Below are 14199 nucleotides of genomic sequence, written 5' to 3'. Positions count from 1 at the left end.
CCTCCCTATTGGCCTTAGCCGAAGACGGCGTCGATGGAATGCTTCAAAGTGGCGGCGATCTCCATGTCGTCGGTGATCGGGGCGACCAGGGCCATGCGGCAGGCCTCGTTGGGCTTGATGCCTTGTTTGATGATCCGCGCCGCATAGACCAACAGACGGGTAGAGATACCTTCGTCCAGTCCATGGCCCTTCAGATTGCGGGCGGTCTCGCCGATCTTCACCAGCTTGATGGCGGTATCCTCATCAATGCCGGTTTCCTGGGCGATGATACCGGCCTCGACCTTGCCCTCGGCGTAATTGAAGTTGAGCCCGGAGAAGCGCTGTTTGGTGGACTGCTTGAGGTCCTTCATCAAGCTCTGGTAGCCGGGATTATAGGAGATGACCAGCTGGAAATCGTTGTGGGCATTGACCAACTCGCCCTTCTTGTCCAGGGGTAGCGTGCGCCGGTGATCGGTCAGCGGGTGAATGACCACGGTGGTGTCCTGGCGGGCCTCGACCACTTCGTCCAGATAGCAGATGGCGCCAATGCGCGCGGCGACAGTCAGCGGACCGTCTAGCCAGCGGGTGCCGTTGGCATCCAGCAGATAGCGCCCGACCAGATCCGAGGCCGTCATATCTTCGTTGCAGGCCACGGTGATCAGAGGTTTCTTCAACTTCCAGGCCATGTACTCGATGAACCGCGACTTGCCGCAGCCCGTGGGGCCCTTGACCATCACCGGCAGGCGTTCCGCGTAAGCGGCTTCATAAAGAGCCACTTCGTTGCCAATGGACTGGTAATAGGGCTCTTCGTTGATCAGATACTGGGCGACGGTGTCGGTCATGGTGCGGTTTCCTGTCCGAAAGATGCGGGCTGATTCTAGGGGAAAGGATAACGAAAAACGTATATAAGGGAAAATAATAAATTCTTATTCTTTAGAAAGATTTTGTTTATGTTCGGATATGTCTCTCCAAGGGTTTTATGAAGCCCAACGAATAAAGCCCCCGCCGCGAGGCGAGGGCTTTACCGCAATCAATATCCGATGGCTGAAGTCGTGCTTACTTGTGCACGCCGAGCTTGTCACGCCAGCCCGGGAAGATCTGATCAGCGTCGCCGGGGAAGCTCTCGAAGGCGCGAGCGAACTCGTGGTGCTCTTTCGCCCACTCGATCGGATCGGCACCGGCTTTCCAGCACTCATAAGCCTGACGCAGGGAGATAGCGCCAGCGGCCGGGCTGTCGATATGGCCGTAAGAGCCGCCGCCCGAGGTGTTGATGACGTTGCCGTGACCCAGGTTCTCGAAGAAGCCCGGCAGACGCAGGGCGTTCATGCCGCCCGAGATGATCGGGGTGGTCGGCTTCATGCCTTCCCATTCCTGATGGAAGAAAGGACCATCGGCGCTGTCACGCTCAATCATGTAGGCGATGTTACGGTCGTCATTCTCGCCTTCCATCTTGCCGAAGCCCATGGTGCCCACGTGGATACCGGAAGCACCCTGCATACGAGACATCTTGGCCAGCACGAAGGCGGTGTAACCGCGCTTGGCGGACGGCGAGGTCACGGCGCCATGACCGGCACGGTGATAGTGCAGGTACTGGTTGGGGAAGTTACGACGGGCGGTGGTCACCATGCCCGGGCCACCCACGTAACCGTCGACCAGGAAGGCCACCTTGTCGGCGTCCGGCCCGAAGGCTTCCAGGATGAACTCGCCACGAGCCAGCATTTCATAGTGATCGTCGGCGGTGATGTTGGCGGAGAACAGTTTGGCTTGACCGGTTTCGTCCATGGCGCGCTTCATGGCGTCATAAACCAGCGGGTAAACCTTCTTCGCCGGACAGAACACCTGGTTGCCCTGGGGTTCGTCGTTCTTGATGAAGTCGCCACCCAGCCAGAACTGATAGGCGGCTGCGGCAAACGGCTCCGGGCGCAGGCCCAGCTTCGGCTTAATGATGGTACCGGCGATGTAACCGCCGTCCTTGATCGGGCGACCCAGGATCCGCCACATGTCGGAAATGTCCTTGGACGGACCATCGAACAGGCGCAGATACGCGGGCGGCACGTAGAAGTCATGGATTTTGGCGTATTCGATATCGCCCATGCCCTGGTTGTTGCCGATGGCCAGGGTCAGGAAGGACACCAGCATGGCGCGACCGTCGGTGATGTTGCGGTCAAACAGATCACACGGGTAGGCGATCTTCATGATCTCCTTGGCCTCGTCGATCTCGTACACCAGCGCGTCAACACCCTTGGTGAAATCGTCGGTGGTGGAGACTTCCACGTTGGTACCGGTGGAGGACTCAGCGGCGAAGTGAGCGGCAGCTTCGAGATAGCCATAGCCCTGCTTCGGCTTCATGATGTAGGCCACAAGAACATGGCCGCCGCCGGCCAGAAGGTCTTCTTCCTTGAGGCTCAGATCGGCATAACGATTTGATTGGTCCATTACGGATCCCCTTTGTTGCTACTGTCACACGGGTCGGACGGTGGACGTCTCGAACCTTTCCCCTAACGCTCTTCTTGCTGGTTTCACCTTGGAATACCCTGCAAGTGGTGTGGATTATAGGGAGGCCTTATTCAAAAAGAAATTGATTAATATTGATGCTTGGAATAAATAATATTTATGTTTTAGGCGGCAAAGTAACCATAGGCGTATATAGTAACGATTTTCCATGGCCTTACACGCAACCTTACAACAGCTCAGACTGTTCGAAGCCGTGGCTCGTCTGGGCAGCATCACCGGCGCGGCCCGCGAAGTGCATCTGACCCAGCCCGCCGTTTCCATTCAGATCAAGCGGCTGGAGGAGAATGCCGGACTGCCCTTGTTCGATCAGGTAGGGCGTAAGCTACATCTGACGGCGGCGGGCCAGGTACTGCTGGAAAACAGCCGGGCCGTGCTGACCCGCATGGTCGATCTGGACAGCGCTTTGGAAAGTCTGCGTGGCGAGGTGGCTGGGCCGGTGCGGGTGTCGGCGGTGACCACCGCTCAGTATTTCCTGCCTCACTTGTTGGGGGAGTTTGTCCGTCGCCATCCTGGCGTTCAACCTTCCATGGCGGTGACCAACCGCGATAGCATGATCGGGCGGTTGGAGGCCTTGCTGGACGATGTCTATATCATGGGTCAGGTGCCCGACCGCATCGACGTGGTCAGCACCCCGTTTTTGGAAAACGAAATTGTCATCGTCGCCGCCCCCGATCACCCGCTGGTTTCCGCCGGGCCGACGGACCTGAAATCACTCCTAAAGGAACGGATCCTGTTGCGCGAGGGCGGATCGGGCACGCGTCAGGCCTTTGAGCGGCTGGTGGCCAAAAACGGCCTCACCGTGACTCCCTATATGGAACTGGGCAGCGGTGTCGCCTTGAAGCAAGGGGTGATGGCCGGGCTCGGGGTGGCGGTCCTGTCCAAGCATAGCCTGACCTTGGAATTGGCTCTGAACCGGGTGGCGGTCCTGGATTGCGAGGGATTTCCACTACACCGGCCCTGGTATGCCGTCTATCCGGCGCAGCGACAACTGCCCTTGGCGGTGAGCAGCTTCCTGGAGTTCCTCAAGACAGAAGGGCCGCCGTTGGTGGAGGCGCTGAAATAAAAAAGGACCCGACGGAACACCGCCGGGTCCTGTTTTCGAGGATGGGTCAAGCCATCAGAGCTTGGTTTCCACCGCCATGAACTGTTGCGGCGTGCGCAACTCGTCGGGGATCTTGCCCTTCATGGCCTTTTGCAGGGACGGCCAGAGCAGGTTGTAGTGCAGTTCTGCCCGTACCGAAGCAACGCCCTTGGCCGGAATGTCATAGGCCAGTTCACGCTTTTCGAACGGCTTCAGACGCGTGTCCGGACCCATCTTCTTGGCCTTCGGCGGAATCGTCGGTTTGCCTTCCCCGTCGAGCAACACGAAGTGCATGTAGGCCTGCGCATCTTCCGTAGCCGGATGGGTCTTGAAATTGGTCCAGACCTCCTCGCCATCGGCATTTAGAGCCACGACCCGCAGGTAGATGTTCCGGAACGGTGCGCCGGTGGGCATGGTGTGCGGCTGAAGGTTTTCCATGTAGATGCCGGCTTTGATCATGTCACCCGCTTTTTCAGCAGTCACATCCAAAACCATGGCCCGTTTCAGCATGCCCATGTTGTGGCCGCCGCCCATGGAGTGATCGGCCACGCCATTGGTCACCGACATGTGACAGACCTGGCACTGGACCTTGGACCCGCCATCGGAATACTCGGTGCCGGTTTGGCACAGAGGCACGTTGTTGCCGTTGTTGCGCTGATCGTGGCAGCCCATGCAGGCGGCCGAAGTGCGGAACATACGCGACTTGCCTTCCAGGGGCATATAGAGGCCCTTGGTCTCGGCCACGTGCGGATTGTCCTTTTCATCCATGCCATCAAGGCCATCGCCCTCGCCGCCGGAGGCAGAGGTGAAGCCCGTGGGACCGCTGAGCGTCTCGCCGCGCTCATAGGCCATCATGCCAAGGCGGAACTTGCCGTCTTCAGTGCGGATACCCTTGAAGGCCTTCAAGGCATGACAGGCCGTACAGTTGACGCCCTCCTTGTAGGCCGGCATGGCATCGGTTTTGGTCACCTTGTCGACGGCCGCGTTGGGCACATGGCACTGCAAGCAGACCGGATAGGCACCCTTCTTGGTTTTCACGCCTTCCATATGCGGGTCGCCGACCACGTTGCGGTAGAAAGCGTTGTGGATCGGATCGCCCGACGCGGTGCTTTGCGCGTGCATGGAACCTTTCCACTGGGTGTAGATTTCCTTGTGGCAGTCTTTGCAGTCTTCCGCCGATACGTGATTCAACGGTACGGACTTGCCTTTGATCTCAACCGCTTGAGCTGTGAAGGCCGCAAGCATAATGGCGGCAAATGCAGCCGGTGCTAGCCCGAAACGGGCCAGTATATGAATGATCTTCATTGTAACTTCTCCCCTACCTCTTTTGGGTGCCCCTAATATTTACCAACTGTTTCAGAATATTTCCGAAGAGTTGGGTAATTAGTTGGATGGGATATTAAATGAATATTGACGATCAAATCAAGATAAAGATATAAAACCCATGAGCCTTTACTTATAAGAACCTCCTTATATTAATAAAACATAATAATCTAATTTACCAAGCCGGGAGCCGTCGCGAAATGAGGGGGAACAGAATGAAACGTGGTTTGATCAGTCGGCTTTGGAGCTGGATGTGGCGGCCCAGCCGCCTGGCGGCAGCGACCCTGTTGATCCTGGGCGGTACCCTCGGCGTGATCGCCACCGGCGGCTTCGTTGGCTTCGTTGAGTACAGCAACACCGAGGAATTCTGCGTCGGTTGCCACGAGATGGAAGGGGTCTACGAGGAATTCAAGACGTCTGTCCACGCCGCCAATGGCTCCGGGGTGGGGGCAATCTGTTCTGATTGCCATGTGCCAAAGACCTGGGTTGAAAAGATGGTCGCCAAGGTCGGTGCCACCAAAGAGCTCTATCACAAGGTTCTGGGCACCATCAGCACGCCTGAGAAGTTTGAGGCCCATCGCCTGCAAATGGCCCGGTCGACCTGGGACAAGATGCTGGCAAGCGACTCGCGCGAGTGCCGCAATTGCCATTCTTGGGACCGGATGATCTCTGATAAACAGCGGGATAAGGCCCGGCCGCGCCACATGAAGGCGCGCCAACGGGGCGAGACTTGTATTGGCTGTCACAAGGGGATCGCCCACAAGAAACCCGACATCGAACCGGCCATAGCGGCGGCCCGGGAAGCGCTGGAAGTTTCGAAGGACAAAAGCACGGACAAGGTCACGGTGCTCTACCCCGCCCAATCGGCCACCCTGTACCGCGATGACGCCCGAAGTGGCAAGATGGGCACCATTTTGGTCGCCACCCCGCTGGCGGTTCTCGAGCGTGCGGATGACATGGTCCGCGTGCGGGTAGAGGGGTGGCGGGAGCCGGGTAAAAAGAACGCGATTTTCGCCGATGTTGGGCGCCGGGTCTATCGGGCCGGTCTGCGCAAATCCGCGCTGAGTGCCATCCAAGTGGAAGGAACCAACGCGGGGGGCGGCTGGGTTTCGGTGAGCGTCGAGGGTTGGGTGAAAAACCAGGGCATGGTCAAGGATCGGGCATCGATCTGGGCCTTTGCCGAAACCTTGTATGAGCTGCAATGTAGCCAATGCCATATGGCTTACCCCGCCGAGTGGTTCGGAATCGATCAATGGCCGGATCTGCTCAAGGCCATGAAGCCCATGGTGGACCTGAGCAAGGATGACAATCGTCTGCTCCAGATCTATTTGCAGAGCCATGCTCCCCTAGAAGGACCCCATGATGGCACCATCCGGCAAGCCGACGCTGGGTCCTGATGGGCGATTGAACAGCTGAGAATTCGCGGCATGGCCGTCGAATACTCTTGCCATGGATCTCAAATTAGCGTATTCTAATATTAGAAAATACGAATACGCGATGGGGCTGGCGAGTCGGTCCCACCTGCGGGCAGCAAATAAGGAGAAAAACATGTCCGCTTTTATCTGGTATGTGGCGTTTTACGTGATCATCGGCCTGGCTGGCTTTATGCTCTACAAGGCCTTGCGCAATGTCCTTTGCGTCAACAAGATGATTGAGGGCTGCAAGTAAGCACGGCCCTCATGCCGTCTTCTCGTTCTCAAGGCGTCGGTGCAGGCGCCAAACCAGCCCGACGACCATCAGGTTCGTGATCCCTACCAAGGCAAACAGTTCGGTGACCGTTGCGCCTGCGTCCAGCAAGAGCAGGACAGCAACGGCCGAAGTAACCATCAACAGGGCGTTCAGCACGTTGTTGGCGGCGACCGTGCGGGCTCGGTGGGTGGGGTCGGTCCGGGTCTGCATGATGGCGTAAAGCGGGACAATGAACAGTCCTCCCGCCACGGACAAACCAACCATGTCCGCGACAATGCGCCAATTGCCGGGCTCGGACAGGAATGCGGCGGCCCCCATATAGGAAGTGTACTGGGTTTCATCGGGACTGGCGAAATACAGGTCAGCGCTGAACAGCGATAGACCCAGGGCGGCCAAAGGCAAATGCCGGGCCCGCACGCGACCCCCGAGCAGCTTGTTGCACAGCAAAGATCCCGCCCCGATGCCAATGGAAAACAAACTTAGAAACAAGGTTACAACCTGCTCATTGCCGCCAATGTGGAATTTGGTGAAGGTGGGAAACTGGGTCAGGTAGGTCGCGCCCAGGAACCAGAACCAGGAAATCCCCAGAACCGCCATCATGACGACCGGCTCACGGCTCAGGTCGCGCAACAAACGTCCAGTGGTCAGCGGTAGATTATAGGATACAGGCAGGTCGGGACGCGTCGACGGGGCCGGGGGTATGCCTCGGCTACTCAACCATCCGGCAAGGGCCAACCCGACCACCAAGGCGCCCATGAGAACAGTGCCACCGTCACCGACGACCAGCAGCGCACCGGCCATGGTGCCGAGCAAAATTGCCAGGAAGGTGCCGGTTTCCACCAAGCCGTTGGCGGCGATCAAGTCTTCGTCTGGCAGATGATCAGGGAGGATACCGTATTTCAATGGTCCGAAGAACGAGGACTGACTGCCCATCAGGAACAGCACACCCACCAGCATTTCCGCCGAGCCCGCCACCAAGGCCAAGGCGCCCAACAGCATAATGGGGATTTCGGCCAGCTTGACCCAACGGATCATTCGGGCCTTGTCGTGGCGGTCGGCCAATTGTCCAGCGGTGGCGGAAAACAGAAAAAACGGCAGGATGAACAGACCGGCCGCCAGAGGTATCCATAGCTTGCTGTCCAGTCCCTGGGCTTCCGCCAGGCGATAGGTGATCAACACCGCCAGGGCATTTTTGAACATGTTGTCATTAAAGGCGCCGAGAAATTGGGTGACGAACAATGGCCCGAACCGTCTCCGTCCGAGCAAGGACAAAAGCGAAGAGGAAGGTTTGCTCATTTGGCTTCCCTGACCACAACTTTGTTGCGTCCGGCGTGCTTGGCTTCATAGAGCGCATCGTCAACGCGCTTGATCAGGGAGTCGGAATTGTCGGTCAGCTTCATGATCGTGGCGCCAAAGCTGGCGGTTACCCGACCCGCGTCGGAGAAAGGCTGGGCTTCGATGGCTGTGCGCAGGGCCTCGCTGATACGACTGATCACCGCCAGATTGCAATGCGGCGTCAGCACCATGAATTCCTCCCCGCCCCAGCGGGCCAGAATATCCGTGTCGCGAATATTCGATCGCACCAACTGAGCGGTTTCGCGCAAGACAGTGTCTCCGGCATCATGACCAAAGGTATCATTGATTTCCTTGAAATGGTCCAAATCAAACATGATCAGGCCCAACATCTTGCCGCTGCTGCGGCTTTTCTGTAGATGGATGTGCAACTCCTGGTCAAACTTCAATCGGTTGTAGGCCAGGGTCAAGGGATCAGTGATGGCGAGTTCCGCCAATTCATCCCTTTCTTGAACCTGGGCCGTGACATCCCGGTGGCTCTCGATGATCTGAGTAACTCTGCCGTCATCGTCGAAAATCGGCGTTGAAACAAGTTCAACGAACAAGGTCCGGCCCCGGGTATCAAAATGCCGATGGACCGTGCGACAAGTCTCGCCCGTTTCCAAGATGGTCTGGATGGGACAGGGGTCATCTTCTCCGTCGCAAGGAGCGTCGCGGCCATGGGAAATTTGGTGGCAGCGCAGAGGCTTGCCCACCACATCGGTGGTCGAACCATAGATATCCCGGGCGGCCTGGTTGGCATAGACCAGCTCGTAGGTTTCCGTGTTGATGACCATGGTGGCGTCGGGAATGGTATCGATGACATTATGGATGTATTGGCTGTATTCGCGCAGTTGCTGTTCCACGCGCTTCAAATCGGTGATGTCGTTCACATAGCCGGTGTAGTGGGTGATGCGACCAGTCTCATCCCGAATGGAGGTGGTGGTGTCACGCAACCAGCGCAATCGTCCATGTCCATCAACCACCTGATAGGGCGTATGCTCGATCCAATTAGTTTTGCCCTGGGTCAATTGACGGGTTTCCTCGGTGACCTGAGCTAAAAAGCGAGGGGCAATGATTCCGGCATAACCAATGTCGTGATCGAGAAACCGTTGCGCCGAATAGCCAAGAACGGTTTCCACATTGGGCGAGACATACTCCACGGGCCAGCCAAAACGGTTTTGCCTTTTGAATACCACCGTTGGCCCGCCGACAAAGGCATCCCGTTCCTCTCGAATTTCGCGATGCAGATTGGCCACCTTGTTGTCGCTGGCCTGGCGTGCGCGCATGACCCGATGGGTGGTGAGCAGCCCGATTCCATAGAGGAGCAGCAATCCCAAATACAGCGGTGCCAATTCTGCGCGACGCTGGGTCGCAACCCGATCCAAATGAGTGCCGACCACGCGCAAACCGATGATCCAGCCGCATTCGCGGCAAGGTTCGTCTTGATCGTTTTCTTCGACGTAGCGGGACAGTCGGGCCAGAGACAATAGACCGCGCTCGTCGGAGAGGCTGATCAATGCTTGTTCCGTCAGTTGTTGCCAGACCTGTGGTGACTGTCTGGCCATGGTCTGGTCCACGCCGGCCGGAAACATGAAACCCCATTCATCGCGGCGATCCGGGTGCAACATGTAATAGCCTTGATCGTTCATCAACAGGGCTTCACCGGGGAAAGCCTCCGTGGATTCGCGCAGGTTTTCCAAGATCCGGCGTCCCCGATAGTTGAGCACCAAAGCCCCCATGGCCCGCCCGTCGGTCGCGGTCACCGGCATGGCCAATCGGATCATCGGATTCAGGGGCACTTCGATGAGGTGATGTTCCTGATTTAAGTCGAAAGGCGAGGTATAGACTTGGTTGGCGGGCAAATTGATGGCCTCGCGGAAATAGTACCGGTGGCTTTTGTCTTGGAGATCACCAGCCCCGACAATCCTCGCCATGTTGCCGCGGTGATCCACACGGACCTGTTCCTGGCCCGTTTGATCAAGGAACCGGATTTGATCGTACAGTCCCTTTTCGTTCGCGAACCGACGAAAATCTTCCGCGACACGAGCCAGCCCCGACCCATCCGGGTTCTTCAGATCCCGGTGATTGGCCAGATATCGCAAATCCGATCGCACTTCGCGCAGGTCATGCCGGATATATCCCGCCAGCCGCTCCATCAAAAACAGGGAATCGCTGAACAATTGATTCTCGGTGCGGTCCAATTCGCGGCTGATCATAACCTGGAAAACCAAGCCCAGAAGCAGCCCTCCGAACCCGAATGCCAGCACGAAGCGAAGGACCATCAAGAACCACCTTCCGCCCACTCCGAGAAACCCGGTCCGGAAGGTGTGGCGACCAAAATCAAGAAGCGTACTCGGTCCCCATCCTCGCGCACCGCCGTGGCCACCAAATGTACACCGATGGTTTCCTGGGCCTTGTTGATCCACCGTTGACGCAGATCGATGCGATCCACCAGCCCATCCCGCAAATCATTCAGTTTGACGAGGGACGAAGCCAGTTCTTCGGCGTGAGGCAGATGATTGTAGTTCAACCCCCCCAGTTCAGCGGCGCTATAGCCGGTCAGGGCACTAAAGGCATTATTTACCCGTACCAGATCGCCGTCGGGTGACAGGTGGGCCACGCCCACCGGAGCTTGATCAAAAGTCGACCGATATTGCCGTTCCGTGTCTTCAAGCGCTTTTTGGTGGCGGCGCAGGGTCTTATTGAGGGCCATAATCCGCACCACCAAGAAGGTTTGCAATATCAGCACCATGACGACCCCCACCAGCCAGGGCCAGTAGCTGCGCAGGGCAGCGGCAGGGGAAATCTCCCCGAACCATTCGTAAGGTGCTAGCTGCAATTCCTGAAGGATTTCATGGACTGGCTGATAGTTCTCCGGGATGGTCCAGCCGGTGATCCGAGCGGCTTCCGCCGCCGGGTCCGACCGGTCCATGGCCATCAGCGCTTGGGCCACGATCTTGGCCAGTTCCCGAGGGGTGTGGGCCAACTTGGCGATGGGCCATTCCGGATACAGACGGGTGCTGACCCGGAAAGGATAGTCGGCGAAGCTGCGCGGTGCGACCACATGGAAACTATCCGCATCGACGCGCCCCTCCGCCGCCATGCGTTCCAGGGTATCTGTGCGGACGATGCCCACCTCGGCGCGCCCGTCGGCCACCGCTTCCACAACGGCATCGTGGGTATCCAGGAACTTCAGATCGGAAAAGTCATCTCGGTCCAACCCCGCTTCGCGCAACTCCCTCAGCGCCATGATCCAGCCGCCCAGAGATGTCATGTGCACAGCGGCCACCCGCCTTCCGGACAGGTCGCGGTAATTGCGAATGTCACTGTTGCTCTTGTTGGCCAGCAAGACACTGCCGAAGCGGCTTGTGACCTGCCCTGGCCCTAGCCGGTTGCGCAGGGTCAAAATGCGCTGTACCCCGTAACGCACCGACAGTTCCACATAGATCGCCGAGTTCATGACGACAAAATCGACCAGCTTGTTGCGCACCACCAGCGAGACTTCGTCGAATAAGACCGGGACGATGCGGAAGCGGTGCCCTGGAACCGCCTCGGTCAGATAGTCGGCGGTGGGCCGCCATTGTTCGAGGACTTTTTCCACACCTCGCTTGGCCAGCACACCGATGGTAATGTCCATGGCACGGGCGGACCCCGCCGCAAAGGTCGCGACAGACAAGAATAATAGAATGAAGGTGAGCCTAAAGCCCGGTCCCAGTTGTTGGCGTCTCACCATTCCCCCCGGATTGTGTCGCCGATTGTTTTCATTGCCGAACATTGTGGCGCCGTCATGGGTGGTTCACAAGGGAATTCAGGCAATGGTATGAAAAGGAAGCCGAACCTTCGGCAGATTTTTTTGAAGGGACAGATCATGTCTATCCGCCATGCAATCCTGCCGGTTCTGTTCGGGCTTTCGCTGCTCCTATGGGCCTGTGATCCGACCGGTCCGGCAAGCGGTCTGGTTGACGGTCTTCCCGAGGCGCCCAATCGGGAGGCTCGCTATCTGTTCCTTTTGGGGACTCCCGGTGAGCAACCCACCGGTCCGGGACAGGCCCTGGCCGACAAAGGATTGTTGGTGGTGGCACCGAAGGCTGGAAGCGAGGGTATTTCCCGCCCCGTCAAGGTCCGTCATTGGATCCGAGAGTTATTGGCTCTTGGCGTGCCGGAAGACAGAATTTCCGTGGTCGGTCTGCGCAGCGGCGGGGCGGATGCCCTGGAAGTTTCCGCCATGGTCAAGATCGGCGACATGGCTTTCGTGCTGGTGGAGGCCTGCGCCTTGGGCAATGTCCAGCAAGAAGAAGCCTTCGCGGATCTCATCGATGTGTTGGGGCGCAGCCTGCGAGGCCGCATTCTTTCCTTGCGGGCAGAGGAGGGGGTGGCGAGTGGCTCTTGCGCGTCTTTGTTTGAACGGGCGCCCTTTGCCGAAACCTGGGAGACAGAATTCACCGACGAGGGCTGGGTGAAGCCCTTGCTGGACTGGGTTGATGGTGGTGTCGGGTAATATCCCCACTGTGATTCCGGTCACTGCCGATGTGAGACAACGCCGATAACCTCCGATCCAGGTAACGGGAGAATCCCGGTGCCGCATCGACCAGGGGAATCGCAATGAAGACCGATACCTATAAACCCGTTGTTCGGATCACGGTTGGCATGGCATTGGGCATGACCATGGGACTTGCCCTGATGGCCGTCCTTGCCGTGGCCTGAAGCGTCTAACAGGCTGCTTCTGTAATCGAGTCATTTGAGTCAAGCTGATTTCCAAGCCGTCGGTTTGAACCTGGGGTATGTGGCGCCCTTTGCTTCTGTCCGCGGTCGACGTCGTCGCCGCATGATGGGGATCAAGGGGGATCGGGTGCAGCAATCTGAAAAGCGTGGTCTTACGCCACTGCAGCCTGCGCGCTGTCATCCGAGCCCCGCGCGTCGCCACGCGTCCTGGCCGCCCTTCAGGCGATCTCGGTTTTCGTTGTGTTTAGATGGCGGTCTCCTCCTTGCGGTACTGGAAGTCCGTGCCGTCGATCCACATGCGATGCATGATTACGGCGAGACGCCGGGCAACGGCGACCTTGGCGCGTTTCATCCCGCGCCTTTTGGCGACCGCGAGCCCCCAGTGTTTGAGCCAGGACCAACGGCGGGTTCGAGTGAGAAGTGCATTGGCGGCCTCGAACAAAAGCCAACGAACCATGGCATCTCCGCACTTGCTGATGGGGCCGCTTCGGTCCTGCTCTCCCGAGGCGTATCTGCGTGGGACAAGCCCGAAGTGGGCGCCGACCATGACCGACTTTTGAAACCGTTCCGGCACGTCGAGTCCTGTCCTGAAAGCGAGGGCGGTAACCGGGCCGACGCCGGGAACGGTCATCAGGCGCCGGCAAACGCTATCATCGCGCGCAGCGGCATGAACCTGCCGGTCGAGCTTGTCGAGTTGTTCGAGCAAGGCTTGGCGCGCAAGCAAGAGCGGCTCGGCGGCTGCGCTGAGGTGCGGGTTATCAGCCGTCAATTCCCGAACCCGCGCCGCGAAAAGGCGTCCGCGCGCCATACCGACCTTGAGGCCGAAAGCTTTCAATGTTCCTCGTACCGTATTGGACAACTGACGGACCTGATGAACCAGGGTCTCCCGATGGGTCAGCACCATCCGGAGCTCCTGACTGCGCGCGGTCTTGACGTGGGTCGCGCGGTACAAACCGGTCCGCATCGCCTGGCTGATCAAGCGGGCGTCGCGACGGTCCGTCTTGACTGGGCTGGCGCTGGCAAAGGCCTTCATTTGCCGGGTCTCGATACAAATCACAGGGAGGCCCCGACTGGACAGTCCTGCGTACAGCCAAGGCGCCAGAGGGCCAGCTTCCAACCCAATTCGCGCAAAGCCACGCCCGCTTTCCTCGAGCCAAGTGGCGACCGCCTCGGGTGTGCTTGACACCTTGCCTTCGCGAATGACGGTTCCCTTTGCATCAATCTCACAGATCGAAATGCTTGCCATCGATACGTCCATTCCAACAAAATACTCCATAGCTGGTCTCCTCTGTTCCATGTCCAGGAATTGACCCGGATACTTGATCAAGACCGAGTGTGGAGACCAGCTGACTGTCTAGGCAATCCCTGACTGCTCGATTACCGCCATCTGAAAAAGTCTGATTTCGAGCATGTGGCGACATATGCTTCGACAAGCTCAGCATGAGGGCCTTCGAATTTTCAACATGTTAGCCTCACCCTGAGCTTGTCGAAGGGCGAGGCGGGCCGTAGGACAATACTCGTTCAGCAGCCTGCTAAAGTTTCGCGTTTGATCGGAA

Annotated in this window: 10 protein-coding genes; 3 read left to right on the top strand and 7 right to left on the bottom strand. The window is 58.2% G+C overall.

All coding sequences use genetic code 11. The features are described 5' to 3' along the window. Nucleotides 1-14 precede the first annotated feature (14 nt). Both MGMAQ_RS15140 and MGMAQ_RS15135 read right to left on the bottom strand, forming a co-directional pair. A complete protein-coding gene (locus tag MGMAQ_RS15140; protein WP_046022208.1) occupies nucleotides 15-821 on the bottom strand; it encodes a CbbQ/NirQ/NorQ/GpvN family protein in 807 nt (268 codons plus the stop codon). A gap of 214 nt (nucleotides 822-1035) precedes the next feature. Then, on the bottom strand, nucleotides 1036-2415 hold the full coding sequence (locus MGMAQ_RS15135) for a ribulose-bisphosphate carboxylase (protein ID WP_046022207.1): 1380 nt from the start codon (nucleotides 2413-2415) through the stop codon (nucleotides 1036-1038). A 226-nt stretch (nucleotides 2416-2641) separates the two neighbouring features. Between MGMAQ_RS15135 and MGMAQ_RS15130 the strand changes: the two genes are divergently transcribed. Next, the gene (locus MGMAQ_RS15130; RefSeq protein WP_046022206.1) at nucleotides 2642-3556 is read left to right on the top strand and encodes a LysR family transcriptional regulator; all 915 of its coding nucleotides are present in this window, start codon (nucleotides 2642-2644) and stop codon (nucleotides 3554-3556) included. Between the two features lie 54 nt (nucleotides 3557-3610). Here MGMAQ_RS15130 and MGMAQ_RS15125 read toward each other — a convergent pair whose 3' ends face one another. After that, complete coding sequence (locus MGMAQ_RS15125; RefSeq protein ID WP_052716435.1) at nucleotides 3611-4879, bottom strand: cytochrome c family protein; 1269 nt, start codon at nucleotides 4877-4879, stop codon at nucleotides 3611-3613. Between the two features lie 233 nt (nucleotides 4880-5112). On the opposite strand from MGMAQ_RS15125, the gene MGMAQ_RS15120 reads away from it, so the two are divergent. Next, entirely contained in the window at nucleotides 5113-6294 is a 1182-nt protein-coding gene (locus MGMAQ_RS15120) for a NapC/NirT family cytochrome c (protein ID WP_052716434.1), read from the top strand. Nucleotides 6295-6574: 280 nt separating this feature from the next. Here the strand turns inward: MGMAQ_RS15120 and MGMAQ_RS15115 are convergent, their stop codons facing one another. Genes MGMAQ_RS15115 through MGMAQ_RS15105 form a run of 3 tightly spaced genes read right to left on the bottom strand, consistent with a single transcriptional unit; the run spans nucleotide 6575 to nucleotide 11654 of the window. After that, on the bottom strand, nucleotides 6575-7882 hold the full coding sequence (locus MGMAQ_RS15115) for an MFS transporter (protein WP_046022205.1): 1308 nt from the start codon (nucleotides 7880-7882) through the stop codon (nucleotides 6575-6577). Beyond that, complete coding sequence (locus tag MGMAQ_RS15110) at nucleotides 7879-10203, bottom strand: GGDEF domain-containing protein (protein WP_046022204.1); 2325 nt, start codon at nucleotides 10201-10203, stop codon at nucleotides 7879-7881. Before MGMAQ_RS15110 ends, MGMAQ_RS15115 begins: the two co-directional genes overlap by 4 nt. Then, complete coding sequence (locus MGMAQ_RS15105; RefSeq protein ID WP_158498877.1) at nucleotides 10203-11654, bottom strand: phosphate/phosphite/phosphonate ABC transporter substrate-binding protein; 1452 nt, start codon at nucleotides 11652-11654, stop codon at nucleotides 10203-10205. The genes MGMAQ_RS15110 and MGMAQ_RS15105 overlap by 1 nt, the downstream gene beginning before the upstream one ends. Nucleotides 11655-11789: 135 nt before the next feature. Between MGMAQ_RS15105 and MGMAQ_RS15100 the strand changes: the two genes are divergently transcribed. Continuing rightward, the gene (locus MGMAQ_RS15100) at nucleotides 11790-12419 is read left to right on the top strand and encodes a hypothetical protein (protein WP_148560987.1); all 630 of its coding nucleotides are present in this window, start codon (nucleotides 11790-11792) and stop codon (nucleotides 12417-12419) included. 468 nt (nucleotides 12420-12887) lie between these two features. Here the strand turns inward: MGMAQ_RS15100 and MGMAQ_RS15095 are convergent, their stop codons facing one another. Then, nucleotides 12888-13919 (bottom strand): IS110 family transposase, encoded by a 1032-nt coding sequence (locus MGMAQ_RS15095; protein WP_046020119.1) that lies wholly within the window; start codon nucleotides 13917-13919, stop codon nucleotides 12888-12890. Nucleotides 13920-14199: the final 280 nt, after the last annotated feature.

Origin of the sequence: Magnetospira sp. QH-2, from assembly GCF_000968135.1 — a bacterium.
In the GTDB taxonomy this organism is placed as follows: Bacteria; Pseudomonadota; Alphaproteobacteria; order Rhodospirillales; family Magnetospiraceae; genus Magnetospira.
The sequence above is the reverse complement of the archived record's forward strand: the minus strand, read 5'-3'. Positions and strand labels throughout refer to the sequence as shown.